Here is a 25634-nt window from a genome sequence, read left to right as displayed (position 1 = left end):
TGCGAGGCTTTTTCTTGATGAAAACTGTGCAAATTATGCCAGTGTTGCCACCGCTTGTTGAATTTCAGTGGCGATGGCTTCGTTGGTCACTTGACCGCTTGCGAGATCAAAGTTGTCGTAGAAGCTTGGTACTGAAACCGACGCTTTGACATTGCCACCAAAGAATGGCGCTGAACCTTTTGCCGCCGCCAAGACTGATTGTGCGCCACCAGGGCCCGGTGAGGTTGCAAGGTAAACCGCCGGTTTGTTTTTAAACATTTCACGATCGATACGTGAGGCCCAGTCAAACAAGTTTTTGTATGCCGCTGGGTAGTGGCCGTTGTGCTCAGCAAAAGAGATCACAAACGCATCAGCTTGCGCCAAATCGCGTAGGAAGCCTTGTGCACCTTCAGCTTGGCCAATCTCTTTTTCAAGATCTTCACTGAACATCGGAACGTTGTAGTTGTTGATGTCCAGAACCTGAACGTCAGCGCCATCGATGAGATTCGCTGCATAGGTTGCCAAAGCTTTGTTGATTGATGTTGAGCTAGTGCTAGCCCCAAATGCGATAACTTTCATGCTGATATCCTTAAGTGCTCATTTGATGAAACTAGATTAAACATTCAGCACGCCAGCCACAACCGTAAAAATTATAAGGAGTTATTCGAATAAATTGAATGACCCAGACGCAACCTGCCACGGCGGTCAATTACACCAACGCCACCAGTTCACGCCACAGATCCGAGACAATCACGCGGTCGGCCGGATTGAGCTCTGAACGCGCCGCATCCAAGCTCTGTTCAATGCGATTTTTCAGCTCTTCTACATCCTGCACACCGTCGTCTTCACACGCCGCCGCCGATAACGAGATATGACCACGCAGATACCCTCCCGCAAACAATTCATCAGGGGAAGCGGTTTCGATGCGGGTGTCGATCAGCTCAAGGAGTTTTTCTTCAAATTCAATAATCATATTTATCTCGTTACTTCACTAAAAATTGGTCTGCGGTTAAAGGTGCGATGTGGTAAAAAGCGCGCAGTGCCTCCGACAACATCTTCACTCGCTGCGGCAATCCATCGGCTAAAATACGCAGCACTTCTTGATGCACCGTGTGCATAAACGCCAGTCGATCAGGCTCAAAATCGCCGTTGAGGTTGTCACAACTGACGGTAAAAGGAAACCCTGCACTCCGTGACAAAATCCATTCGTATGCCTGTGGGCGCACTTCCACTTTCTCAAACGCCGCTTGAACCGCCTCCGTGCGACCATCCGGTTCATACCAATAGCCAAAGTCTTCCAATAGACGGCGCTCTGGCCCCGCCACGCACCAATGGGCGATTTCATGCAACGCAGAAGCATAGAACCCGCGCGCGAAGATGATGCGGTGATAAGCAACGCTATCATCGGCAGGTAAATAGATCGGTTCATCGCCTCCAAGTTCCAACTGGGTGTTGAATGAGGCAAAGAACGTCTCATTAAAAATGGTGATCAAATCTGTGTAGTGATGAGTCATAACATTACGGCTAACGATCCTCGACGCGGTGCATTCTGGCGATTTTTTTGTTCCGGGTAAAGATTTGCAACAAAGTTCATTAGTTTTAGTAATCCGGCAAACGGTTTCTTTGCACAAAATCTCATTCGTCAACGACGCGCTTTCCCTCTACACTTGCGCCTTTTACGGCGCATACGATTCATAGGGTCTTTTTCGATGCTTTTGAGTGTTTTATATATTATCGGGATTACCGCAGAAGCCATGACAGGCGCATTGAGCGCAGGCCGACGCAAAATGGATTGGTTTGGTGTCATGCTGGTTGCCAGCGCAACCGCCATTGGCGGGGGCACGGTGCGCGATATTCTGTTGGGTCACTACCCGTTGGGTTGGGTGAAACATCCAGAATACTTGGCCATTACTTGCTTAGCAGGGGTTCTGACCACCGGCATTTACCAATGGGTAATCAAACTCAAAGGACTGTTTATTCGCTTGGATGCGCTGGGGCTGATTGTGTTTAGCATCATCGGGACCAAAGTTGCGATGGGCATGGGCCATCATGCGATGATCTGCATGGTTGCGGCGCTGGTCACAGGGGTATTTGGTGGCCTGCTGCGCGATTTGATCTGTCGTCAGCAACCTTTGGTGCTACACGATGAGCTTTACGCCTCGGTCACCTTGGTCGCATCCGGTTTGTACTTGGGCATGCTAGAGCTGGGCATCAACGACGTCACCACCACTATCGTCACCTTGGTGGTCGGTTATACGCTGCGCATGGCGGCTGTCCGCTTTAAATGGCGCTTGCCGTCATTCCATCTGGAAACGGAAAACTCATTGCATTGATGCATTGCATTGAGCATTGATACATAAAAAAACGCCCCTATCATTGGGGCGTTTTTGTTTGATGTTTGTGGTGCGATTAAATCATCGGCGTTTCCGTGTGCACGCCGTGGTTTTGACCACGGTGACGCAACAGATGATCCATCAACACAATTGCCAGCATTGCTTCAGCAATAGGCACTGCGCGAATGCCCACACATGGATCATGACGACCTTTGGTGATGAGCTGCGTTGCTTCACCCGTGCGCGTGATGGTGTCGCCTGGAACCGTGATGCTTGATGTGGGTTTCAGGGCAATGTTTGCCACCACATCCTGACCGGTTGAAATGCCGCCAAGAATGCCGCCCGCATGGTTGCTTGCAAACCCTTCAGGCGTCAGCGGATCACGATGTTGGCTACCTTTTTGCTTCACCACATCAAACCCGTCACCAATTTCCACGCCTTTCACCGCATTGATGCTCATCAGCGCGTGAGCAATATCGGCATCCAAGCGATCAAACACTGGCTCACCAAGGCCCACCGGCAGATTGGTTGCGACCACTTGAATCTTGGCACCAATCGAATCGCCCTCTTTTTTCAGATCACGGATCAGTTGGTCAAACGCATCCACTTTGTCGACATCCGGACAGAAGAACGCGTTGTTGTCGATTTCATTCCAGTCCACTTTGTCGATCGACACATCACCCATCTGTGACAGGTAAGCGCGAATCTCAACGCCGAATTCCTGCTTGAGGTACTTCTTGGCAATGCCACCTGCCGCCACGCGCATCGCGGTTTCACGTGCCGACGAACGGCCGCCGCCACGGTAATCTCGAATACCGTATTTCTGATGGTAGGTGTAATCCGCATGACCCGGACGGAACTTGTCTTTAATGTCGGAATAATCTTTGGAGCGTTGATCGGTGTTTTCAATCAGCAGTCCAATCGAGGTGCCGGTGGTTTTGCCTTCAAACACCCCCGAAAGGATTTTCACTTCATCCGGTTCACGACGCTGTGTGGTATAGCGCGATGTGCCCGGACGGCGACGATCCAAATCCACCTGCAAATCTGCTTCACTGATCTCTAAGCCCGGAGGGCAACCGTCAACGATACATCCCAGTGCGATACCGTGACTTTCTCCGAATGTCGTCACTCGGAAATGTTGTCCGATACTGTTTCCTGCCATTACTTCCTCAAATTAGCTTTCCGCAAGCCTGAACGTTTGGCTCGCGGCACACATTACAATTCTTCGTGGATTCATAGTCGCTTGATTACGAAATGATGTAAAGCCCCAAAATCGAACAATTTTGCAAGGTACAAAAAAGCCGGCGCAATGGCCGGCTTAGGTCGTTAATATGGGTAATTTGAGCGGCTTAGTCGCGGTAAAGCGAGAAATCGCTCGCGCATTCCACCAGTTGTTCACGGGTCAACAGGAACACGCCGTGACCGCCGTTTTCAAACTCCAACCAGGTAAACGGAATGTGCGGATATTGATCCATCAAGTGCACCATGGAGTTACCCACTTCACACACCAGAATGCCGTTCTCTGTCAGGTAGTTTGGTGCATTCGCCATAATGCGGCGCACCAGTTTCAGGCCGTCAGTTCCGGCAGCCAAGCCAAGTTCTGGTTCATGTTTGAACTCATCAGGCAGGCTGTTCATGTCTTCCTGATCCACATACGGTGGATTGGTGACGATGATGTCGTACGGTGCTTGCGGCAAATCACGGAACAGATCCGAGCGGATCGGGAACACTTGTTGCTCCAAACCGTGGTCTTGAATGTTTTGCTCAGCCACTTGCAGCGCATCGGCTGAAATATCAATCGCATCCACTTCGGCATCAGGGAACGCATGCGCACACGCAATCGCGATACAGCCACTGCCGGTACACAAGTCCATAATACGAGTCGGTTCATTGATCAGCCACGGTTCAAACTGGGCTTGAATCAACTCACCAATCGGTGAACGTGGCACGAGCACGCGCTCATCGACGAAAAATTCTAAACCACAGAACCACGCTTTATTCGTCAGGTAAGCGACTGGGGTACGGTCTTTGATTCGTTTGATGACACGTTCAACCACGCGCAGACGTTCACTGCTGGTCAAACGCGAGTTCAACACGTGAGGAGGCACATCAATCGGCAAATACAGCGTTGGCAGAATCAACTGAACCGCTTCATCCCATGCGTTATCGGTGCCGTGACCGTAAAATAAATTCGCAGCATTAAAGCGGCTCACTGTCCAACGAATCATATCTTGAAGCGTATGCAGTTCAGAAACCGCTTCATCCACAAAAATCTTATCCAAAATTGCCTCCGAAAAGCGCTACAATACTGCTAATTCCGATTAACCACAGAATATTTATTCCCTAATGAGCAAAAAAGACACCGATTTCAACGACGATCATGATTTCGATGCTGATGATGATTTCGCTTTATTTCAGGATGCAGTAAAGGGCGTTAAAAAGTTTTCGCAGGATACCATAATCCAGCAGCCAAACAGAAACCCCAAACAAAAAGAAATCCGCCGTAGCGCACGCGAAGCGCGAGACAACGACTTCTATTTTTCCGATGAGTTTGTCCCTATGCTGAGCGAAGAAGGCCCCATGCGTTACGCCCGTAGCGATGTCTCAAAGTACGAAGTCAAACGCCTGCGACGCGGCGTCTACGTGCCAGATGTATTTCTTGATATGCATGGCATGACACAACAAGAAGCCAAACGCGAATTGGGCGCGATGGTCGCGTACTGCATTAAAGAAGGCGTCCATTGTGCTTGTGTGCAGCACGGGATTGGCAAACACATTCTGAAACAGAAAGTGCCCTTGTGGCTGGCGCAGCATCCCGAAGTATTGGCGTTTCACCAAGCGCCACTCGAATTTGGCGGCAATGGCGCATTACTGGTGCTGCTGTCGGTGCCGGAGAAATAACACAACGCCCCAATCTTTGGGGCGTTGTTGTTGATGGGGTCAGTAGCGCATGTCCGGCGGAATCGGCATGTTCTCGTCTTTCAATTGTGGGCGCTGGCCGCCCTTGCGTCGATATTGTTTGAGCTGGAATACGTACGCCAACACTTGCGCGACCGCCACGAACAAGCCATCCGGAATTTCCTGCTCCAATTCAGTGGTGTGGTACAACGCACGCGCCAAAGGCGGCGCGGGAATAATCATGATGTCATGCTCGCGGGCCACTTCCCGAATCTTCAAGGCCAAATGGTCGATCCCCTTGGCGACCACCACCGGCGCTCTATCGGTATTTTGCTTGTAGCGCAACGCCACCGAGAAGTGATCCGGGTTGGTGATGATGACATCGGCCTGCGGCACATCGGCCATCATCCGTCGCTGGGCAGCTTCCCGTTGTAGCATACGAATTCGACCCTTCACTTCCGGTTTACCTTCCGTGTCTTTGTATTCGTCTTTCACTTCCTGCTTGGTCATTTTCAGTTGGTTGGCGTGTTGCCAAATCTGAAACGGCACATCAATCGCCACCACCACCAGCAACGAACAGCTGATCAGCAACACGAAGTTGAGCAGAATATCCAACGCATGGAAAATGTTTTGCGGAAAGGTATCAAGGCTAAGCTGAAACAGATCCTGCTTTGACGCTTCAATCAAATAGAAGGCGACGCCAGCCACCAGCAAGACTTTCAGAATAGATTTGAGCAACTCGACCCAGCTTTGCAGGCCGAACATACGTTTCAACCCGCTCAGTGGATTCATTTTCGAGAACTTTGGCATCGCCGCTTCGGCAGAGAAGTTAATGCCCCCCACCCCAGCGGCGCCAATCAGCGCCGCGACAAACAGCGTGATGAGAATCAGCAGCAGCGGCAGGATCAAATTGACCATCGCACCCGAGACGATATCAAACAGCTTGCTGACATCGAAAATCTCTTCGCGGCTCAGATTGAACAAGCGCCCCATGGCAGCATACAACCCGCGTGCGAGCGCATCACCGAACCACATCAGTGATAATGCGCCCACCACCAGAACGGAAACCGACGCCAATTCCTTCGAACGCGCAACCTGGCCCTTTTCTCGAGCCTGTTGCAACCTTCGGGGGGTGGCCTCTTCGGTCCTTTCTTGTCCGTCTGATTCTGCCAATTCAGCCTCCTAAACGGGTCAACACGCGAGACGAATCAGGCGACAGACTTGCTGCTCGCCCTCCGCCCAGAACAGTTCATAATGCGAGAAAAGTCCGCTGAGGATGTACCAACACAGCAGCAAACCGACCAACAGCGCAAATGCAAAACCGAGTGAGAAAATGTTCAATTGCGGGGCCGCCCGCGTCATGACACCAAACGACAAGTTCACAGTCAACAGAGCGACAATGCCCGATAGCGACATACTCAGCGCCACTTTGAACATGGTGCCAAGCCATAGCGCCAACTCACGAAAATCAACCGCAGTTAACGAATGGGTACCAATCGGTAAGCTCTTAAAGCTGAGCACCACCAGGTGAATCATTTTTAAGTGCCCGTCGCTGACCAAAAAGAACAGCGTGGCTAGAAACATGAACAGTTGACCGAGCAGCGGCGTGTTCTGGCCGTTGGCCGGATCCACCATCGATGCAAACCCCAAGCTCGATTGCATGCCGAGGATTTGCCCCAACATCACGAACGTTTGAATCATAAACTGCGTCACCATGCCCATCGCCACCCCAATGATGATCTGATTCAGCGTGGTCAAAAAGCCATTAAACGACAACAACTCAAGGTCGGGAGGCACCGCAGGAATCGCCGGCATGACTGCAAACGTGATCGCAAGCCCAAGGTAGAGACGAATACGGGTGGAAACAAAACGCGCCCCGGTCACCGTCATCACCATCAACATCGCGGAGATACGGGCGTAGGGCCAAAAGTAGTTGGCAATAAACTCAAGGATGACGCTGGTTGGGTACTCCATAAGCCGCCCTAATACAGCACCTGAGGCAAGCGCTCAATCATGGCGAAGAAGAACTCCATCATCATCTGCGTCATCCAGTGGGCAAACAACATCAGCGCCAACAAGGTCACAATCAGACGCGGCAAAAAGCTCAGCGTCTGTTCGTTAATCGAGGTCGCGGCTTGGAACACCGCCACCACCAAACCAATCAGCAAGCTTGGCACAATGATCGCACACACCATGATCAACACCATCCACAGCGCATCACGGAACATTTCGACAAAGACTTCAGGTGTCATGATCGTCCCCCGCTACATGGCAAAACTGCCGGCCAGCGTCGAGAGGATAAGGTTCCACCCATCCACCAACACAAACAGCATCAGTTTAAACGGCAATGAGACAATCATAGGCGACAGCATCATCATACCCATCGCCATCAGCACCGAGGCGACCACCAAGTCGATGATCAAGAATGGTAAAAACAGCATAAAACCAATCTGGAACGCTGTTTTCAGCTCCGATGTAATGAACGCCGGGATCAGCACCGCCATCGATACATCTTCCGGGTTTTGCACTTCTGCGCCCGCAATATTGACGAACGTTTCCAAATCTTTGACGCGCGTTTGCTTGAGCATAAAGGCTTTCATCGGCTCCTGAGCGCGATCAAACGCCTGGCGCGCCGAAATTTGCTCATTGAGATACGGCTGAATGGCCTGATCATTAATCTTGTTCAGCACCGGCGACATGATGAAAAAGGTCAAGAAGATAGCAATGCCGACGATGACTTGGTTAGATGGCGTCTGTTGCAAACCCATGGCTTGGCGCAGAATCGACATCACCACCACAATCCGGGTGAACGAGGTCATCAAAATCACCATCGCAGGCAAGAAGCCCAGCATGGTCATCAGCGCCAGAATTTGTAGGTTGACCGAATAGTCTTCGCTGCCATCCGGGTTGGTGGTCATGGTGAACGCAGGAATGCCGCCGCTGCCACTCGCGCTGCCCAGCGCCATGGTGCGGGAATTGCCCTGCTCTCTTTCCATCGCCGACACCGTCACGTTGCTCGCTCCGGCGGCCGTGGCCGGAATCGGCGTCTCTAACTCCTGCTGCGCACTGGCGAGCGGCGCAAACAGCAGCGCGCTCAACCACATCACCATCGCCACACGGTGCGTGAGCACCGACAGCACATTACTCAGACGTTTTCTTATCATGCTTTTTCAGTAGCTGAGTCAATTGGTTCGAGAAAGGCGTTGACTCCAGCTCCTCCTGCTTGAGTGGCGTTTCCAATTTTGAAATCAGTTGAATCGACTGCGATGTTACGCCGATCAGAAATTGTGCGTCACCGGCCTGCACAATCATCACCCGCTCTTTGGTGCCGACGGGCAACTGGCGAACCACGCTCAGCCCCTTTTGCTGGCCAAATGCAGGCACGCGCATGCGTTTCAACAGCCAAGCCATAAAAAGGATCAGCGCAATAACGAACAAAAGCGACCCGAACGTGGTCGCTAAATCCAGTGATGTGTTTTCGGCCGCCAACGCAGGCGCCGAAAACAATCCTAAGCTTATGAACTTTTTCATAAGCTATCTCAGTTTCTTAATGCGTTCAGTCTGGCTGATCACGTCGGTGAGACGAATACCAAATTTGTCGTTGACCACCACGACTTCGCCATGAGCAATCAAAGTGCCGTTCACCATCACATCCAGCGATTCACCCGCAATGCGATCCAGCTCAACAACGGATCCTTGGTTCAATTGCAGCAGGTTACGAATACTGATTTTTGAACGCCCAACTTCCATGGAAATCGTCACCGGAATATCCATGATGGTGTCGAGCTTACGACGTTCATCATCGGAAATTGGCGAGGTGGTGTCTTTGAGTTCATCCAGAGGTGCCGCGAGCACTTCATCGACATCGATGTCTGGCGCGGAAGGATCTTCGCCCAGCGCCGCTGCCCACTCATCTGCCAGCTTTTGATCATCTGATTTTGACATCTTTGTTACCTATTGTTTTATTCTACCGTTTCTTCATCTTCATCCTCGTCGTTCTCCAGCTCAGCAATAATATCTTTGCCTAAGAACGCAAGGTCGGTTTTCACCACATCCGGGCGACGGATTTTTTCGGAGACCTGGACCGCCAGCTTCTCTCCCGAACGCCCCATTTTCACGCGATACGTCGGTAATTCTTCAACGAACATGGTCGCATGTTCGGGCATTTTAATGGGAATGATGTCGCCGACTTGCAGCTCCATCAGATCGCGCAGGGCCAAATCTTGTTCCAGTAGATTCACACGAAAATTCACCGGCACATCCATGATTTCTTCCCGCAGCGCAGAACTCCAGCGCACGTCGGTTTCCATCTTGTCCGATTGAACACCGGCATCAAGCAGCTCGCGAATCGGCTCCACCATGGAGTACGGCATCACGATGTGGAAATCACCGCCCCCGCCATCGACTTCGATGTGAAATGAACTGACGACGATCACTTCAGTCGGGCTGACGATGTTCGCCATGCTGGGGTTCACTTCGGAATCGAGGTATTCAAATTCAACCCCCATCACTGGCGCCCAAGCGTCTTTGTAATCACCAAACACGATTTTGAGCAGCAACTGAATAACGCGACGTTCAGTCGGCGTGAATTCACGCCCTTCAATCCGCGCGTGATAGCGACCATCCCCGCCAAAAAAGTTCTCCACCAAGATGAACACCAAGCGCGCTTCCATGGTCACCAAGGCCGTCCCTTTTAACGGACGAAAACGCACCATGTTCAAACTGGTCGGGACATACAGCGTGTTTTGGTATTCACCAAATTTCATCATCTGCACGCCGTTGATGGAGACTTCGGCGGTTTTGCGCAGCATGTTAAATAAGCTAATGCGCATGTGACGAGCAAAACGTTCGTTGATCAGCTCCAGCGTCGGCATTCGGCCACGCACGATCCGATCTTGCGACGAGAAGTCAAACGAGACCGCACTGGCGTCCGAGGTGTCTAACTCTTCTTCGGCTTCATCGACGCTGTCTACCCCGTGGAGCAGCGCATCGATTTCGTCTTGGCTTAATAAATCAGTCACGAGTCACCTACTGCATTACAAAGTCAGTAAACAGAACGCGTTCAATCACCGGTTGACCAACCACTTTGGTCATCGCCGCTTTAATGTCATCGGTCGCTTTGTCACGCAATTCCACACGTCCAGTTGCGCTGCGCAATTGCTCCACAGTGGCAGATGCAAACGTTGCCAACAACGTACTTTCGACCAACGGCGAGTGGTAACGCGCCAAGCCTTCATTTTTGCTGCCGCGCACCATCAACTGCACTTTGATCTGCACCATGCGATCACGCGTATCACCGCTGACGTTAAACACGAACGGCTGAGCGATGTTGACGTAAGACACCGGGTCTACGGGAGCTGCCGCTTCTTGAGTTGTTTCCGCTTTCGCGTCTGCACTGCTGTCTGAGCCCATGAGGAAGAAAGCAGCACCGCCCCCGCCAAGCAACAGCACAACGGCCGCCACAATGATGATCAGCAGTTTCTTTTTGCTCTTCGGGGCGTCTTGTGGGAGTTCTTCAACAGCCATAACCTACTCTATGTCGTTATTTTCTATTTAGTTTAAGCGTAATAACTGATTCCATCACGCTTTGATGCCACATTCAAATCAAGTTTGACGTCTGTATCAATATTTTCTTCACCGCCAAAGTGCTCATTGCCTGCCGATTGACCAGACTGGCCGCCGCTTCCCGCCGCATAGCGCTGCTGCTGCCCCGAGTTCTGTTGCTGCACCGACGTATCCGCCAGTTGCACGCCTTGCTGAGCAAGCATTTCTCTCAACCTTGGCATCGAGTGTTCTAGCACATCACGCGCCTGTTGGTTTGAGACGGTAAATTGCACGTTTGCGCCATCGCCATGCATGTTCAGACGAATGTGCAGGCGGCCCAATTCTGGGGGATCAAGACGAATGTCAACATGCTTTAAGTTTTTCGACATCATGACCTGCACGCGCTCGGCCATTTCATCGGCGGTCATTTCTTTGCTCAGTTGCATCGGCACCGATTGCGGCTGCTGCACTTGCTCACCACGCAGATTCTGCGTCACGTTTAAGCCTTGCTGACCCGCCGCAGCGGCCACTTGATGGGCGAAATGGCTATCACTACCGGTGCTGCCCTTCACATCCTCAATGCCACTAAGCCCTTTGGTTTGCAGCGCCGCTTTCAGCATCGCGGGGGTAAGTGACTCTGCTTTACCCGCGAGCTCAGCATGCAGCATGGGAACGGCGTGGCTTGCCCCCTGTGCGGGATGCGCCGAAGGATGGGCAGCATCGGCTTGCGCTGCGGGCTGACCTTGCGCCGCTAACGCGTGTTGGGTCTGCTGTAATGAAGACTGCGCTTGCTGCTGTTGAGCCGGTGTTGCATGCTGCGCTCCCGACGCGAGGTGCGCTGACACTGCTGATTTGGCTTTCGTACCATCCTCATCGCTCACGTCATCTAACGGCGCATGATGCGCCTGATCGGCATTGGCTTTTGCCCACGGCATTGCCGCGGCTTCCATCGGTGACAGTGGCTGACTGTTTGGATCCGTTGCGCCATCGACCGGTCCGGTTTGGGCCTGAACAGCCATGAGCGCCGCCATGTCACTGTCGCTCAATGCATGGGTATTTTTGTTCGCTTTGGCTGCTTTCAATTCGGGTGACACGTCGTCTTCTGCGACCGAATTAGAGACCTGAAGGCGCTGCGCTTGCAACGCCTGAAGTTCATCCTCACTCAACGATTCAAGTGCGGGATCTTGCTGGGCTTGAAGCTGCGCTAACGCATCATCAGTTATCGCATCGGCCTGCACCTTGCCACCACTGCTGGCTTGTTCAGTGGCAACCGAGGCGGCCAGCTCACTTGTAGGAACCGTCTGAGGCAAACTCTTGCCGTTGTGCTGAGACAAAGCTTGATTCGCTTGTTGCAGCCGACCGAGCAACGCGCCACCGTCGCTCATCGCCTGAGCCGTTTTGGCGGACGTTGCAGCGTTAGCTTTGTTCGCATCGCTGGCGACAAAACGTTGTAAATTCTTTGGAATTTCAGCACGTTGCTTTGACGCATTCGCACTGTTGGGTTGATTTTGATTGGCTTTGCTACTGTCGGCAGGCTTGCCTTGTTTGAGCACGGCATCGGTGCTAGTCGCGGCTGTATTTTTGGCGGCTGCACTTTTCGCGGGATCAGCACCGGGGGTGGCAACTGGCGTCACTTGACCCGCACTCACTGATGGCGTGGCCACCTTGGTGTTTGCATTCGCGTTTGCGTTTCCAGTGCCAACACGCTGACCTTCCGCATTAGGTGTCGCGCCAAAGAAAAACGCAGACAACTGATCCAAAAAGCTCCCGTTGTCTCCGGCGTCACCCTCTTTAACGCTTTGTCCAGCAACGCCTTTAGTCACCGCGGTGACTTTCGCATTATCAACTGAAGAGGTGGAATTGACGTTCATATTCACTTAGCTCGCATTTCGTACTGCATCAAACGCTACCGCAAGACCGGCTGTCAGTAGCACAGAGTTTTCAAACTTACTGCGTATCGTTTTGCAAAAAACACGCCAATTCCATCTAATCCATAAGGAAATTAGCGAAAGTTGGAATCAGTACGACGTCGGTTAAAGCTGAGTGTTGAAAATTCATCCATCAGCTTCTGTTCACGTTTTTCTTGCAGGCGAGCTTTTTCCGTGTGCTTCTTCTCAATCAGCCATTCGTAGGAGCGGCGCTGCTTGCGCACTTCCATCCAATGCTGTTCACAGTTCTCGACCTGAGTTTTGAAGTGCTGCTCGGCGTTGCGCTGTTTGGCCAGTGTTTCATCGAGCTGTGTTAAAAAGCGGTTCAAGTGTCCATATTGGCTAGCGGTTAACCCGGCTTGACCGCGCTCCACCAGTTGCTGGCAATATTCGAGTCGATATTGCTCAATCTGCTTTAACTGATGGTAGTAACCATCAAGCTCACTGCGCGCTTTACCAAGCGCCATCACAGCTTTGTCTTCGTTGTCTCGTGCTTGATCAAGCAAAAACTCCAGCGCGTTATCCATTCACTTACCCCAAACTCAAGACGTTTTTCAGCATGCTTACGCACATCTCATACGGCACGGAATCTTTCATGCCCTGTTGCAGGTAGTTGTCCAACTTTGGTTTCAAGGTAAAGGCACTGTCGATGGCCTGATCGGTGCCCGGCTTATAAGCGCCAATCGACACCAGATCTTGGTTCTTGCGGCAAATCGACAGAATCTGACGCACGGCTTTTGACATCAGAACATGTTCATCGGTGGTGATTTGCGGCATGACCCGGCTGACGGATTTCTCGACGTCAATCGCAGGGTAATGACCAGCATCGGCCATTTCACGTGAAAGCACGATGTGACCATCGAGGATCGCTCGCGACGCATCGGCAATCGGATCTTGCAAATCATCGCCTTCGGTCAGCACGGTAAAAAATGCCGTAATTGAGCCTTGATGCGGGCCACCGTTCCCGGCACGTTCCACCAGCGCAGGCAGTTTCGCGAACACCGATGGCGGATACCCTTTGGTCGCGGGCGGTTCACCGACCGACAGCGCGATTTCACGCTGAGCCTGAGCAAAACGGGTCAACGAGTCCATCAGCAGCAACACATCCAAACCTTGATCGCGGAAATACTCCGCAATGGTCAGGGCCGTTTGGCACCCTTTCAAGCGCATCAGCGGTGACGCATCGGCGGGCGCCGCAACCACAACAGAACGTTGCCGGCCATCGACGCCTAAAATTTCTTCAATAAATTCTTTTACTTCGCGGCCACGTTCACCAATCAGCCCGACCACCACCACTTGCGCAGTGGTGCCGCGCGTCATCATGCCCAGCGTGACCGATTTACCCACACCGGAACCGGCAAACAGCCCGATACGTTGGCCTTTGCCAACGGTCAGCAGCCCATTGATCGCTTTGATGCCCACATCCAGCGGCTCGCTGATCGGTTTACGGGCCAGCGGGTTAATCGGCTGCGCATTGAACGAGGCGCGTTGGTCGGTATAAATCGGCCCCAGCCCATCAAGTGGATTGCCCACGCCATCAATCACGCGCCCGAGCAGTTCCATGCCCACCGACAAACCTGCTTCTTCAGTGAGCGGTGTCACTTTTGCACCGGGCAGGACACCCGTGATCTGTTCACTCGGCATCAAAAACAGACTGTCCCCAGAAAAGCCCACCACTTCCGCTTCCATTTCACCGGACATGGTTTGCACTTTGCACAGCGAACCTATCGGCGCTCGACAGCCAGTGGCTTCAAGCGTCAGCCCCACTACGCGAATTAACTTACCGGACGCCACTGGGCGACTGGTGAGTCCTTCGGTTTTGTACTGCGCTAAACGATCCGCCAGTGCCAGCATTATTCATTACCTTGTTGATGACGATTGGTGCCACAAAAACTGTGTAGCACGTTGCGAATGCGCTCTTCCATGCGGTAGTTCACACTCGATTCCGCCGCTTCAATTTGCACATCGCCTCGGTTGAGCGCGGGCTCATTGACCAACGTCCAGTGACGCTGCTCCAGCTCTTGCTCGCCGTACGCTTGCTTGATGATGTCGCCATCGTCTGGATTGAGTTTGAGCGTGATGGCGTGGCCTGCAATCGGCAGCGCTTCAACAGAAGCTTTGACGGTGTCGAGGATGACTTGCGGATTGGTCTGCACTTCAACGTGCACCACTTCTTTCACCAGCGTCAGCACCATGTCCACCAGCTGTTTTTCCACCTGCGCGTTCATCAGCTCCAATGGCTGCGCAAACTGATTGGCTAGACCGACGAAGGTATGGACATGCTCTTCAATCACCGATTGACCCGCTTGCAACCCTTCGTCTTTCCCGGCAACCAGTCCTTCTTCATGACCTGCCTGAAAACCGGCCTCTTTGCCTTGCTCGAATCCTTGCTGATAGCCTTCGGCTTGCCCCTGCTCAAGACCTTCCTGATGGGCAAGCTGCTTGATCAGTTCGATGTCTTGCTCAGTCAGTTGAACCGGCTCTTCATTCTCCGGCTCATCAAAACTCGGCATCCAGCTGGGATCGTAGTTCATCGCCGTTTCGCGAGCGTGTTTATGCGTTTCCGCGCCATAGTCTGGCAGCCCCCACTTTTTCGGAGGCTCCACTGTGTTATCCGACCCTAAACGAATAAAACCGCGTTTTCTATCACCTGACATGGTTCACATCCTACCCAAAGATAAAAAGGGCCCGCTGATTCAGCTGGCCCTTGGCATTACAAGAATTCGTCTGCCCCGCCAGACAACATGAGTTCTCCGTTGTCGGCCATTCGGCGGGCAATCGCCAAAATTTCTTTCTGCGCCGCTTCCACATCGGAGACCTTGATAGGCGGCATCGCCTCGAGGTCGTCTTTCATCAGTTCAGCAGCACGTTTCGACATGTTCTTGAAGATCTTGTCGCGCAGCGTATCGTCGGCGCCTTTGAGCGCTTTTTGCAGCACATCTTGAGGCACATCGCGTAGCAGTTTCTGAATCCCTTGGTCGTCGACTTCGACCAAGTTCTCGAACACAAACATCAGATCCTGAATCTGCGTTGCCAAGTCTTCGTCTTGGTCGCGCATCTGGTCCATCAACACGCCTTCGATGTTGTTGTCCAGGTAGTTCATGATATCGGCGGCGGCTTTCAGGCCGCCAATTTTCGCAGCTTGCGCGCCCGCTTGACCAGCGAACTGTTTCTCCATGATTTCGTTCAACTCCGCCAATGCCGATGGTTGAACTTCTTCCAAGTTGGCAATTCGCATCATCAAATCAAGGCGATCCCGCTCAGAGAACTGCGCCAGAATCTCGGCGGATTGATCCGGTTCGAGGTACGACAACACGATGGTTTGAATTTGCGGGTGCTCGTTGACGATGATACTCGCCACCTGACGGGGATCCATCCACTTGAGCGAGTCCAGACCTTTTGAGCCGGTACCGAGCAGAATTTGATCCACCAAGTTATTGGCTTTGTCTTCACCCAGAGCGGCGATCAACGCATTACGCATGAAATCTTCGCTGCCCATACCGATATTGGTGTACTTCTGAATATCTTCCAAAAACGCGCGGTGCACGGCACTCACTTTGTCTTGGCTTAAATCTTTGGCGCGGGCCATGGCACTCCCCACGCGCTGAACCTGTTTCGGTTCTAAATGACGAATAATACCCGCGGCATCTTCTTCATTGAGGCTGAGCAGCAAAATGGCAGCCCGCTCTTCGCCGGGAATATTGGAAATATCAACCGATGATTCGACCACTTCACCACCATCTTTTTTTACGATTTCGTTAGGCATTTTGCATCCAGTTCTTCACAACTTGAGCCGCCAATTCAGGCTCGTTGGCCACCAGAGCACGTACTGCTTTCAGCACATCCTCATCCTTGTGTAGATTTGGCAGGTCGATGCCTGAACCAAATTCGAACAGCTCGCCACCTTCAATGTCTGAGCCAATCAGGCTGGTTTCACCATCCGCACCGATAGGCAACCCATCCGGTCCGTACAGTTGTTCGTCGTCTTCTGCCGCTGGGTTGAGCAGTTTCTTCAATGCTGGACGCACCAGCACCAACACCACCACAATAATCACCAACGCACTTGCCAACCAACGAATCCAATCGCTGAAGTTCGGGTTATCCCAAATCGGCACATCCGCCAATTGGTCCATCTCCGGCTCAGCAAACTGCATGCTCAGCACATTCAGCAAGTCGCCACGATTTTCATTGTAGCCAACGGTGCCGATCAGCACCTGACGAATCGAGTTCAGTTCACTCTCGCTCAGTGGCGTATAAGTCACTTCACCGGTATCAGCATTAACGCTTGAACGGTTCTTCACCGCGACCGCCACGGTTTGACGGTTAATCACCCCGGTTTGTTTGCGTTCATGACTGATGGTGGTATCCAGTTCAAAGTTACGCGTGGCTTCTTTGTGCACGGAGCCTTGCCCCATCACCGAACCATCTTTCATCTGCGCCACATCTTGCGGAATCGACGCATCTGCCGGCGGTTGGTTACTCAGCGCACCCGGCACGCCAGCAACCACGTTACCGTTGTTGTAATCTTCCAGTGTGTATTCACTGCGAGTGGCAGGCGTGTTCGGATCGAAGCGCTTGCGTGTTTGTTCAATCGCACTGAAGTCGAGTTCAATGTCCACCTGCGCGGTGTAGTTGCCTAACCCCAAAATCGGAATGAGGACTGAATCAATTTTGTCACGCAGGTTTTGCTCTTGTTTGCGCTCCAGCTCTTGCTCTTTGCGACGAGCGGCCGAGACCGGATCTTGCGAGCCTGAGCTCAGCAGACGACCGTGTTGATCGGTAACCGTGACACGCGTCGGCGTCATGCCCGGTACGGCACTCGCCACCATATCAACGATCGAATCGACTTCTTCTTGTTTGAGGTTAGAGCCTGTGCGCAGGGTTAAGAAGACCGACGCGGAGGCTTCTTGATTATGACGCACAAACACGCTCTGTTTTGGCAACGCCAACAACACACGTGCTTTGTTCACTTGACGCATCTCTTCAATGGCTTTGCCGAGCTGACGCTCGCGGCTCAGTTTGAGACGCTCTTGCTCAAGGCGTTGAGACACACCAAAGCCCATGTCTTGCAGCAGAATGTCATCTCCCGCTTGACGAGACTGGTTAAGCCCGGCGCGAACCATGTTGAGTTTGATGCTGTTGTAATCGCTGTTCGGCACCAGAATGGTATTACCGTCCAGTTTGTAGGTCTGTTTCTGTTGGTCGAGATAATCCAACACTGGGATCAGCTCTTCGGTTTCATAAGCGCCTAGGGGGCGCATTTCTGGCTCTTTGACCCAGAAAAAAAGCATCACAATCAAAGCCACGCAGATCGAAATCGACAGCACCAGCACAATCTGACGCAGCAGGTCGAGATCGCCCATGGCAAAATCAAGTTTGGAGGAGCTTTTTTCGTCTAAATCCGGGTTTTGCGCACCACCGTCAAGGTCGGTACTGGACACCAATCCATGTTCACCGCCGTTAGACAGTGCCAGATCCGTCGTTTGCTTATCGTCAGCCACAGTTCACACCCTACACTTACACTGGCATGTTCATCAGTTCTTTGTACGCTTCAACAAGCTTGTTGCGCACTTGAATCGTGGCTTCAAAGGCCACACTCGACTTGTTGCGGGCGATCATGACGTCCGACAGGGAAACCCCTTCGTCCCCACGGTCAAAACGCATCTGTAAATCGCTGGAAGTTTTTTGCAGTCCGTTCACATTATTGATGGCTTGAGTGAGCATATCGCCAAAGTCAGCGCCAACTTTTTGTCCTGTTGCTGCCGGACGACTGTTGGCCGCTTCCACCATCATCGCCTGCATTTCGCTTTGTATGCCGTCTAGTCTCATCATTACCTCTGATGCCAATTCTTTGACTCAAACCATTCTCTGTGTATGAATGCAGCAATTACTGTGCCACACTCCGTACGACTGCCGTTAACCCGGAATATCGATTCCCGCATCGCGCATTTTAGCTAGTTTGTAGCGCAATGTGCGAGGACTAATCCCCAGCTTTTCAGCCATTTCTTTGCGGCGGCCGTGACATTCCACCAAGGTTTCCATGATGATGGCGTATTCCTGATCGCGCAGCTCCCCCCCCAGGCCCGCGCCCGTGTTGATGGATTTGGCAAAATCAACGTCCGCCACCGGTTTGATTTCTGGCGTGGCAACGTCTCCCGTTTCCACCACCCGTTGCAAACTTGACGCATCCTGCCAATCAAGCCCTTCCAACAGAATGTGCTCTTGGTCGATGTTGTCTTGTTCACTCAAAATCAGCGCGCGCTGAATCACGTTGTCGAGTTCACGCACGTTGCCCGGCCAGTTGTAGCTCAGCAGTTTGGCGATCGCTTGAGGCGACACGGTAGGCACCGCCAACCCCAGTTTCTTACAGTGACGTTCCACCAGATGATTGGCCAGCGGCTCGATGTCCCCTTTGCGCTCACACAATGCAGGCCAAGCGATGGGGAACACGTTCAAGCGGTAGTATAAGTCTTCGCGGAATTTATTTTCTTGCACATACGCTTTGAGATCGCGGTTACTGGTCGCCAGCACGCGCACATCCAGCTTGATGCTCTTGCGGCTTCCTAGGCGTTCCACTTCGCGCTCTTGCAGCACACGCAGCAATTTGGCCTGTAGGTTTAAGTCCATTTCGCTGATTTCATCGAGCAAAATCGTCCCGCCCTGCGCCTGTTCAAATTTGCCCGGACAAGCTTGCACCGCGCCAGTAAACGCGCCTTTTTCGTAACCAAACAGCGTGGCTTCGAGCATGTTATCTGGAATCGCTGCACAGTTGATGGCGACAAACGGGCCATCTTTGCGTGGTGACGCGTTGTGGATGTAGCGAGACATCACCTCTTTGCCCGAACCACTGGGACCCAGTACCATCACGTTGGCATCGGTTTTGGCCACTTTGTCAGCCAGCAGCAGTAACTTTTGGCTTTTCTCATCCGCCACCACCGCATCGCCGTTGTCGTCGGATTTCACCGGCGCGTAGCGACTAACCATGTTCAGCAGCACTTCTGGCGCAAACGGCTTGGCCATGTAATCAATTGCGCCCTCTTTCATCGCCGAGACCGCATCTTCAATGTTGGCGTAAGCGGTCATCAGCAACACTGGCAAATTAGGCCAATGCTGTTTGATGTTGCGCAGCAGCGCCAAACCACCCATCCCCGCCATCTGCACATCAGACACCACGATATCCACTGGGTAAGTTTTCAGTTTCACCAAAGCGTCTTCGGCGCAATCGGCTTCCAGCCATTCATAGCCAGCCAGTGCCAAGGTATCGACTAGAGCTTCGCGTAAACCTTCGTCATCTTCAACGATCAGGACTTTGCTTTGAGCCATCATCATTCTCCAGTGTCTGATTGAGAAATAGGTGATTGACGTTCCAGAGGCAGACACATGGTGAAACATGCGCCATCCCCCGGTTCAGAAATCAATTCGAGGCGGCCGTCGTGTGCACGACAGACCATTTGTACCACGGCCAGACCAAGTCCCGTGCCCTGAGAGCGGGTGGTAAAGAATGGCTCCATGATTTTTTGTTGGAGCTCTTTCGCCACGCCGGGGCCATTGTCCTGCACCGAAATTTTGAGTTCGCCGTTGACCGGACGGAAAAACACGTCGATTTGCGCGCCCTTGCCAACGATTTGGATCGCGTTCATGACGAGGTTACTCAACGCGGAGGCAATCGCATTGACGTTGCCCAACAAAAGCGTCTCTTCCTGCTCCACTTCTTGACCATAATCGATGTGACTGTTTTTCACCGCCGTTTCGATCATCGGCATGAATTCGGTCACCAAATCTGCGATCGTGAACGGCTTAATCACTTTGTTGTCACCACCTTTGGCAAACAACAGCATGTCATTGACCTGCTTTTCCAAATCATGCAGACGATCGAGCAATTTGGTCTGAAAGCGATCGCGCGTCGGCTGCGGCAGATTCGGAGTCGATAAGTTGGCGGCGTAGAGCATCGCACTCGACAGCGGGGTACGCACCTGATGCGCCAAAGACGCCACCATACGACCCAGCGATGACAAGCGTTGCAGATCGCTGATGCGCGATTGCAGCAGACGCGTTTCGGTCAGGTCCGTAATCAAGATCAGTTGTCCGGTCGCCGAGGCTGAAATCGCCAAACGCACTTTGCGTCCGTTACGCAGTGAGATTTCATGCCCGTCGTCTTCACGCGGCGCAAATGCCGCTTGAATCACGGTGTACCAACGTTCGCCGACCAGTGGCACTTCCAATAAACGGCGTGCTTCCGGGTTGGCTTCGCGCACAATGCCTTGCGTATCTAGCAAAATCACGCCAGCGGGCATCACATCCAGCACTTGTTGGTAGCGCTCGACCTGATGTTCTAATGAGTCTAAATGTGAATGCTGCTCTTGCGCTGCGTCTTCCATCGTCGAAAATCTGCCTTTAAATACAACAATAGCCTGACACGCAAGATACATGCCAGGCCATTTCTATTTATTTTCAATTACTTATCGCAATGACAATAAATTGACTCACCAATTGTGAGGTTTAAATCAACGTTGCATATTGTATTTGCGCATCTTTTCAACCAGTGTCGTGCGGCGCATACCCAGCATGTCTGCGGCGCGAGCGACGACACCGCCTTGCGCTTCTAACGCCTGATTAATCAGGTTCACTTCCAAGTCAGCCAACAGCTCTTTCAGATTGACCCCTTCCGGTGGTAACGACTGCGGCGCATCCAAACGACCATTGAGTTCTTCTTCCTGATCGAAACTGAATTCTTCCGAGAAGATATCCGACAGCACGTCGCGTTCTTGCTCTTCAACGGAGCTGAAACGGCTCGGCTCGGGTTGGAATTCGGGAATGTCGCTGTAACGGTACTTGGTTGGCAGATGGTTCACATCGACCAAGCTGTTCGGATACAAGATCACCATGCGCTCGACAAGGTTTGCCAATTCACGCACATTACCCGGCCAATCATGTTCCATCAACGAGTTAATCGAACGTGGCGTAAAGCAAATCGGCAACCCGCCTTCCGCTTCCAAGCGCGTCATCAGCTCTTGTAGCAACAACGGAATGTCTTCTTTACGCTCTTTCAGCGCTGGCATTTCAATCGGGAACACATTGAGGCGATAGTAGAGATCTTCGCGGAAACGTTGGTCTTCGATCATGGTTTCCAGATGGCGGTGCGTCGCGGCAATCACGCGGACATTGGCTTTGATGGTGGTGTTGCCACCGACACGTTCAAAGCAACGCTCTTGCAGCACTCGCAGCAGTTTGACCTGCATGCTCATCGGCATGTCACCGATTTCATCCAAAAACAGCGTGCCACCCTCAGCCAGTTCAAACCGACCTTTGCGTGACGTGATCGCGCCCGTAAACGCGCCTTTTTCGTGTCCAAACAGCTCACTTTCCAGCAACTCGGCCGGAATCGCGCCACAGTTGATCGGCACAAATGGCCCATTGCGACGAGAAGAGTGATAGTGAATATTGCGCGCAACGACTTCTTTACCCGTGCCCGATTCACCCAGAATCAGCACGTTCGCTTCCGTCCCGGACACTTGTTCAATCAAATGACGCACTTCTTGAATGCCGTGGCTCTGACCGACCAGACTACGAAATAAGGTGTTTTTGCGGGCGGTTGCCAGCACGTGGATGCCTTTACGCCCTAAGAATTCTTTGCAGTGTCTCAATGCTTCGCTCAGCTGCGGGTAATTGAGCGGAAAATCCAACTCACCCACAAACTGCGGGAATTCTTCCAGAGAGTATGGCTGCTTATTCGCCATTAAAAGTGGAATGTGATTGGCCTTTGAAAGAGACTCAGATAGTGACTCAGGCAACGCCTGAGATTGAATCGAACCAAGAATGCATCCAGCCCACACAGCAGACCAGTCAATCTGATCCAACTGAGAAGACTCAATCACCTCACATTGCTCTCCTACAAATTCTAATATGGTACTGAGACTCAGACGAATAGACGGATCGTCCTCGATCACAAGTAGTTTTGCTAAACCTTGCATAGGTGAGAATATTTGCCTTAATTCTGGGATGTTGTGGTTGCACCTTTGAAAATCATCGACAGGCCTTTGATATTTTAATATTCGCCTGACTAAACGATAGACAATCTGTGGAATTCAGCAACAAAAAAGCCACTCGGCTAGTTAGTGGCTTCTATTCTATTTAATTAAAAAAATAAGGCAACCAAGCAATTAGCTGGTGTGATGTTAGTTATAAGTTTCAGAAATATCTCACAGTCCCACTTCTGAAGCGGTCAAATTGTGATACTCCGCCGGGATCTGATCCCAAGCCGACTTAATCTCGCGAATAATGTCGATCACATCGTCCAATAGCTGCGGTTCATTCTGATGGTTTGCTGCCGTGATCTGCGTGATCATGAACTCGTACAACTGATCGAGATTTTGCGCGATATCGCCGCCATCATCCATCGAAAGGCAGCTACGTAGGCTGATAATGATATCTAACGCCTTACCAAGACGTTCACCTTTCGCCGGGATGTTGCCCTGCATCATGGCCGCTTTACCCTGAATCAAACGCTCGATAGCACCGGCCATCAGCATTTGCACGATTTTATGCGGTGAGGCCGCACTGAGCTGGCTATCCACTGATACTTTTTTGTACGCCTGTAAAGAACCACGCATAGTCTTCCTCTTTATAAAAACTTTTTGTATTGCTGAACTGATTTATTACCGTGGCGATATTTATGAAGCGTTTTGCCTATCGCGGCGGTTTTTAACTGCATCAATTCAACAAGATGTTGTGTATCTTGAACGGCATCACGCCACTCATTGGAACGCGCAAAGCCCGGATGCTCTGACACGTAGGTCAGAAGCTCCTGCAATAACTGTTCTCTTTTATCGACCAGCGCGGTAATTTCTTCACTGTTTATGTCATCAACTGCAAGCTTTTCTTTCATTTGGTGATTCAAATCACACAATGCTTGAAGTGTATTCATCATCTTACTGGCCCAATGCGTTCATCATGCTCGCCAGTTGCGACTGCATTTTGCCGGTGGCATCCTGCATGGCCGAAAATTTGGCATGGGTCCGTTTTTCCAACGTGTCCATGCGGCGGTCAAGCGCCAGTTGGTCGTCCGATAAACGGCGTGTCTGATCACCCAAACTTTTTTCACGCGTGCGAATCGAACCCGTCACACCCGTCATACTCTGAATCGCATCTTCGACACGTTTGGCAAAGCCGCGGTTGCCGCCAAAGAAATCCCCCAACTTGGTGAAGTTGTTATTCAGCTGGCGATTGAGCATATCATAGTTGATTTCCAGCGTCCCTTGACGGGTCGTGGTGATGCCAAACTCAGTCAGGCTTTTGATCTCGTCCGGCGCTTGCTCGATCGCCGATGAAAAGACCGCTTTCAAACGCGAATCGGCACTACGCACAATGCTGTCACCCGCCAGCGGGCCAGCGGCACCGGTGCGCGGATCCACGCTGCTCAGTTGTTTGCTGATTTGGAAGAACTGGTTATAGGCCGCGACAAACTGTTCGATGTCGTCACGCACGCCATCGCGATCGTATTCAATCCCAATTTCTGCTGGGCGTTCACCGGTGTTGGTTTTGCTTTTGAGGGTCAAATCGACGCCGTCAATCGCATCTTCAATCACGTTGTTCTCGCTGGAAAGTTTTGCCACACCGTCGAGCAAGACCAGTGAATCTTGCCCCGCTTGCACTTGCGTCATCCCTTGATACGTATCAAACGATTCCTGCGCAGCTTTCAGTTTGGCTTGCACCGCTTCCGCTTTCTCAATCGCTTCGCGCTCTTGCGGCGACATCTTCGCACGTTCAGCCTGCTTGGCCTCTTCCGGCGTCATTTTGCCGCTTTTCACCGCTACATCAATCGCCGCTTTCTCTTTGGCCAATTGTGCATCCAGCTTCGCCTGTGCCTCTTTGGGCGTGACATACGAATCGGTCAGCGTACCGGAAGCCGTATTGTTCCAGCCGGGAACATCTGGCGCTTTTTCGCGCGCTTTGGCATCCAGTTCGGGTTCCGGCTCTGAATAAGAATCGAGCAAAGTGCCGGAGGCGGTTTCTGTCCAGCCGGGAATGCGATCTTCCGGTTTAAGGTATCGATTGACCTGAGACCCCGCCGCCGCGGCTGCTTTCAGCGCAGCATCGGGTAATTCGCCCGGGCTACCTTCGGTTTTTGGTTCGCCATCGGCTACATTTTGCGCGGCCTGGTCAATGTGCTCCGCCACGGATTGATCCACCTCACGGGCGGCATCGCCGATCTTCTCTGCCACTTTAGCGGCAATTTTTTGCTGCTCCGGCGTGAGAGGGGCAAGGAGTTGCTGCGCTTCCGCGCGTGCTTTTTCTAAATCGTTGACTCGGTCTTCGAGCGTTTTGTATTCCAGACGTTTTAATGCATCACCGGGCTGGGCTTCTGCGCGCAGACCAATGCGATGTTCTTGTCCGGATAAATTGGAAGCCACAATCAGACGCGGGCCGTCAACGTCGTTGATGACGGAGGCGCGCACACCTGGGTTGGCTTTTTCGCCGTTGATGCCGCGAACGATATCAATCAGCTTGGAATTGGCATGTACATCGACATGAAAGGATTTGTTGCCTAGCGAAATATGCAGCTTACCCGGCCCAAATTGAGCGTCTTCCGGTAACACCTCAGACGCCAACTTATGGCTCTGAGCAAGCTGCAACACATCGACGGCGTATTTGCCCGCAATGGCATCGGTGGTCGCGGTCGCTGAGACGGCCTTGTCGTCAGAAGTATCGACTTTGCGCGCAGCGAAAGCCTTCTCCTGACGAAAGTTCGTCATCAGATTTTTCATCGTATCCAGCGACTCTCTGAGTCTGCCGTAGGCACTGATGCTCGAATCAATTTCGGTTCGCTTATTGTCAATGCTTTGCTGCTTAGGCACACGCTCCGCATTCACAATTTTGCTGACCATTGAATTGATATCAAAGCCAGTGTTCATCCCCATTGGGCCTAAACTCATCCAATCACCTCAAAAAATAC

General features: G+C 52.1%; 28 protein-coding genes. 2 read left to right on the top strand and 26 right to left on the bottom strand.

The window, feature by feature from the left end:
• Nucleotides 1–33 precede the first annotated feature (33 nt).
• The 3 genes from ACF8PK_RS03150 to ACF8PK_RS03140 form a co-directional block, all read right to left on the bottom strand.
• Nucleotides 34–558 (bottom strand): NADPH-dependent FMN reductase, encoded by a 525-nt coding sequence (locus ACF8PK_RS03150; protein WP_004724621.1) that lies wholly within the window; start codon nt 556–558, stop codon nt 34–36.
• A gap of 130 nt (nt 559–688) precedes the next feature.
• Nucleotides 689–952, bottom strand: a complete 264-nt coding sequence (locus ACF8PK_RS03145; protein ID WP_004724623.1) for a YfcL family protein — start codon at nt 950–952, stop codon at nt 689–691.
• A 10-nt stretch (nt 953–962) separates the two neighbouring features.
• Complete coding sequence (locus tag ACF8PK_RS03140; RefSeq protein ID WP_004724625.1) at nt 963–1493, bottom strand: elongation factor P hydroxylase; 531 nt, start codon at nt 1491–1493, stop codon at nt 963–965.
• 195 nt (nt 1494–1688) lie between these two features.
• On the opposite strand from ACF8PK_RS03140, the gene ACF8PK_RS03135 reads away from it, so the two are divergent.
• Complete coding sequence (locus ACF8PK_RS03135; RefSeq protein ID WP_004724627.1) at nt 1689–2312, top strand: trimeric intracellular cation channel family protein; 624 nt, start codon at nt 1689–1691, stop codon at nt 2310–2312.
• A 76-nt stretch (nt 2313–2388) separates the two neighbouring features.
• Here ACF8PK_RS03135 and aroC read toward each other — a convergent pair whose 3' ends face one another.
• Entirely contained in the window at nt 2389–3474 is a 1086-nt protein-coding gene (aroC, locus tag ACF8PK_RS03130) for a chorismate synthase (protein ID WP_004724629.1), read from the bottom strand.
• Nucleotides 3475–3661: 187 nt separating this feature from the next.
• Entirely contained in the window at nt 3662–4594 is a 933-nt protein-coding gene (gene prmB, locus ACF8PK_RS03125; protein ID WP_232658062.1) for a 50S ribosomal protein L3 N(5)-glutamine methyltransferase, read from the bottom strand.
• Between the two features lie 64 nt (nt 4595–4658).
• Here prmB and smrB point away from each other — a divergent pair, with 64 nt between their 5' ends.
• Nucleotides 4659–5213 carry an endonuclease SmrB gene (smrB, locus tag ACF8PK_RS03120; RefSeq protein ID WP_004724633.1) on the top strand — a complete coding sequence of 185 codons (555 nt, stop codon included), beginning with the start codon at nt 4659–4661 and terminating at the stop codon, nt 5211–5213.
• Nucleotides 5214–5252: 39 nt separating this feature from the next.
• Here the strand turns inward: smrB and flhB are convergent, their stop codons facing one another.
• The 21 genes from flhB to fliD form a co-directional block, all read right to left on the bottom strand.
• Entirely contained in the window at nt 5253–6383 is a 1131-nt protein-coding gene (gene flhB / locus ACF8PK_RS03115) for a flagellar biosynthesis protein FlhB (protein WP_392440028.1), read from the bottom strand.
• Between the two features lie 18 nt (nt 6384–6401).
• Nucleotides 6402–7184, bottom strand: coding sequence for a flagellar biosynthetic protein FliR (gene fliR / locus ACF8PK_RS03110; protein WP_014204623.1), 783 nt, complete (start codon nt 7182–7184; stop codon nt 6402–6404).
• A gap of 8 nt (nt 7185–7192) precedes the next feature.
• Nucleotides 7193–7462 (bottom strand): flagellar biosynthesis protein FliQ, encoded by a 270-nt coding sequence (gene fliQ, locus ACF8PK_RS03105; RefSeq protein ID WP_004724641.1) that lies wholly within the window; start codon nt 7460–7462, stop codon nt 7193–7195.
• A 12-nt stretch (nt 7463–7474) separates the two neighbouring features.
• Nucleotides 7475–8374, bottom strand: coding sequence for a flagellar type III secretion system pore protein FliP (gene fliP, locus ACF8PK_RS03100; protein ID WP_392440025.1), 900 nt, complete (start codon nt 8372–8374; stop codon nt 7475–7477).
• Nucleotides 8352–8741, bottom strand: coding sequence for a flagellar biosynthetic protein FliO (gene fliO, locus ACF8PK_RS03095; protein WP_004724645.1), 390 nt, complete (start codon nt 8739–8741; stop codon nt 8352–8354). Before fliO ends, fliP begins: the two co-directional genes overlap by 23 nt.
• 3 nt (nt 8742–8744) lie before the next feature.
• A complete protein-coding gene (gene fliN, locus ACF8PK_RS03090; RefSeq protein ID WP_004724647.1) occupies nt 8745–9155 on the bottom strand; it encodes a flagellar motor switch protein FliN in 411 nt (136 codons plus the stop codon).
• 17 nt (nt 9156–9172) lie between these two features.
• Nucleotides 9173–10231, bottom strand: coding sequence for a flagellar motor switch protein FliM (gene fliM, locus ACF8PK_RS03085; RefSeq protein WP_004724649.1), 1059 nt, complete (start codon nt 10229–10231; stop codon nt 9173–9175).
• Between the two features lie 7 nt (nt 10232–10238).
• A complete protein-coding gene (gene fliL, locus ACF8PK_RS03080) occupies nt 10239–10736 on the bottom strand; it encodes a flagellar basal body-associated protein FliL (RefSeq protein ID WP_055465384.1) in 498 nt (165 codons plus the stop codon).
• A 32-nt stretch (nt 10737–10768) separates the two neighbouring features.
• Nucleotides 10769–12625, bottom strand: coding sequence for a flagellar hook-length control protein FliK (locus ACF8PK_RS03075; RefSeq protein ID WP_172561581.1), 1857 nt, complete (start codon nt 12623–12625; stop codon nt 10769–10771).
• A 131-nt stretch (nt 12626–12756) separates the two neighbouring features.
• The gene (fliJ, locus tag ACF8PK_RS03070; RefSeq protein ID WP_004724655.1) at nt 12757–13209 is read right to left on the bottom strand and encodes a flagellar export protein FliJ; all 453 of its coding nucleotides are present in this window, start codon (nt 13207–13209) and stop codon (nt 12757–12759) included.
• Nucleotides 13210–13213: 4 nt separating this feature from the next.
• Complete coding sequence (gene fliI, locus ACF8PK_RS03065; RefSeq protein WP_004724657.1) at nt 13214–14536, bottom strand: flagellar protein export ATPase FliI; 1323 nt, start codon at nt 14534–14536, stop codon at nt 13214–13216.
• Nucleotides 14536–15339, bottom strand: a complete 804-nt coding sequence (gene fliH / locus ACF8PK_RS03060) for a flagellar assembly protein FliH (RefSeq protein ID WP_143678706.1) — start codon at nt 15337–15339, stop codon at nt 14536–14538. Before fliH ends, fliI begins: the two co-directional genes overlap by 1 nt.
• A gap of 56 nt (nt 15340–15395) precedes the next feature.
• Nucleotides 15396–16448, bottom strand: a complete 1053-nt coding sequence (gene fliG / locus ACF8PK_RS03055) for a flagellar motor switch protein FliG (protein ID WP_004724661.1) — start codon at nt 16446–16448, stop codon at nt 15396–15398.
• Complete coding sequence (fliF, locus tag ACF8PK_RS03050) at nt 16441–18183, bottom strand: flagellar basal-body MS-ring/collar protein FliF (RefSeq protein ID WP_004724662.1); 1743 nt, start codon at nt 18181–18183, stop codon at nt 16441–16443. Before fliF ends, fliG begins: the two co-directional genes overlap by 8 nt.
• A 16-nt stretch (nt 18184–18199) precedes the next feature.
• Entirely contained in the window at nt 18200–18511 is a 312-nt protein-coding gene (gene fliE, locus ACF8PK_RS03045; protein ID WP_038150871.1) for a flagellar hook-basal body complex protein FliE, read from the bottom strand.
• 87 nt (nt 18512–18598) lie between these two features.
• On the bottom strand, nt 18599–20005 hold the full coding sequence (locus tag ACF8PK_RS03040; protein WP_038150805.1) for a sigma-54 dependent transcriptional regulator: 1407 nt from the start codon (nt 20003–20005) through the stop codon (nt 18599–18601).
• A gap of 2 nt (nt 20006–20007) precedes the next feature.
• Nucleotides 20008–21060 carry a PAS domain-containing sensor histidine kinase gene (locus tag ACF8PK_RS03035; RefSeq protein ID WP_004724669.1) on the bottom strand — a complete coding sequence of 351 codons (1053 nt, stop codon included), beginning with the start codon at nt 21058–21060 and terminating at the stop codon, nt 20008–20010.
• Nucleotides 21061–21186: 126 nt separating this feature from the next.
• Complete coding sequence (locus tag ACF8PK_RS03030; protein WP_041942500.1) at nt 21187–22653, bottom strand: sigma-54 dependent transcriptional regulator; 1467 nt, start codon at nt 22651–22653, stop codon at nt 21187–21189.
• A 228-nt stretch (nt 22654–22881) separates the two neighbouring features.
• Nucleotides 22882–23292, bottom strand: a complete 411-nt coding sequence (gene fliS / locus ACF8PK_RS03025) for a flagellar export chaperone FliS (RefSeq protein WP_004724672.1) — start codon at nt 23290–23292, stop codon at nt 22882–22884.
• 11 nt (nt 23293–23303) lie between these two features.
• Nucleotides 23304–23609 (bottom strand): flagellar protein FliT, encoded by a 306-nt coding sequence (locus ACF8PK_RS03020; protein WP_014204621.1) that lies wholly within the window; start codon nt 23607–23609, stop codon nt 23304–23306.
• A gap of 1 nt (nt 23610) precedes the next feature.
• The gene (fliD, locus tag ACF8PK_RS03015) at nt 23611–25614 is read right to left on the bottom strand and encodes a flagellar filament capping protein FliD (RefSeq protein ID WP_392440017.1); all 2004 of its coding nucleotides are present in this window, start codon (nt 25612–25614) and stop codon (nt 23611–23613) included.
• Between the last annotated feature and the right edge of the window lie 20 nt (nt 25615–25634).

This window comes from Vibrio sp. CJQ_6, assembly GCF_043106745.1.
In the GTDB taxonomy this organism is placed as follows: Bacteria; Pseudomonadota; Gammaproteobacteria; order Enterobacterales; family Vibrionaceae; genus Vibrio; species Vibrio furnissii.
The sequence above is the reverse complement of the archived record's forward strand: the minus strand, read 5'-3'. Positions and strand labels throughout refer to the sequence as shown.